The organism is Kitasatospora sp. NPDC001159 (genome assembly GCF_053598235.1).
In genome coordinates this window covers 1-1,030 of sequence record NZ_JBSFJV010000307.1, presented here as the reverse complement: position 1 = coordinate 1,030, position 1,030 = coordinate 1, and the positions used below count along the sequence as shown (strand labels likewise).

Annotated in this window: 1 protein-coding gene and 1 rRNA gene; both read left to right on the top strand. The window is 68.4% G+C overall.

Translation table 11 applies throughout. From position 1 onward, the window contains the following. Nucleotides 1-87, top strand: a 5S ribosomal RNA gene (gene rrf / locus ACWC9T_RS42080); the annotation flags it as partial. A gap of 61 nt (nt 88-148) precedes the next feature. After that, nucleotides 149-1,030 (top strand): phosphatase PAP2 family protein (locus ACWC9T_RS42075; RefSeq protein WP_449826284.1); only part of this gene is annotated, 882 nt, incomplete at its 3' end.

Below are 1,030 nucleotides of genomic sequence, written 5' to 3'. Positions count from 1 at the left end.
GGTTACATTCCGAACCCGGAAGCTAAGCCTCACAGCGCCGATGGTACTGCAGGGGGGACCCTGTGGGAGAGTAGGACGCCGCCGAACAATTCTTCCAAGAAGACCCCCTCCCATTCGGGAGGGGGTCTTTTTGCGTTACCCTCTGCGAATGCAGAACCTGACCCTGACCTGGCAGTCCGCCGGGAGTGCCGCCGTCGGCCTCTACGGAGGCGCGTACGTCGCCGCGCGGGTCCGGAAGCCGGGGGTCTCGGCGCTGCTGCGGGAGGCCGGCACGCTGTTGGCGCTGTTCGCGCTCTGGCAGCTGGTGGGGCACCTGTCGGTGATGAGCACCGACCACGCGCTGGACCGGGCGAGTTGGGTCCACCGCACCGAGCAGGCGATCGGATTGCCGGACGAGGCGTCCTGGCAGGCGGCGATCACGCCGTACCCGGTGTTGGTGAGGCTGGCCAATTATTACTACGCGGTCATGCACTTCGCCGTGATGCTGGGCGTGCTGCTCTGGGTGTTCGTACGGTACCGGGAGCGCTACGCGTGGGTGCGCAACACGGTGGTGATCACGACCGCGGTCTGTCTGCTGGTGCAGTTCATCCCGGTTGCCCCGCCGCGGATGCTGCCGCAGAGCGGCTTCGTCGACGTGGCCGCCGAGTACGGGCAGTCGGTGTACGGGGGCACGGTCGGCGGGATGGTGGTCGCCGACCAGCTGTCGGCGATGCCCTCGGTGCACGTCGCCTGGTGCGTGCTGGCGGCGGTCGCGGTGGTGCGGGTGTCGCGGAGCCCGTTCCGCTGGGTCATGGTGCTGCACCCGGTGCTGACGGTTGCGGTGGTCGTGGTGACGGCCAACCACTTCTGGGCGGACGGCATCGTCGCCGTCGCGATCCTGCTCTTCGCCTACACCGTCCTGGCGTTGGTGGCACGCCGACGGGGTCGGGTCTCCGTACTCGGGCCCTCTCAGGCTAACCCGACAAAGCGGGATGTCTCACCCAAGGCTGACAGAGAGGGCGGCCGCACGCGCTGGGTCGTCGAGCGGACG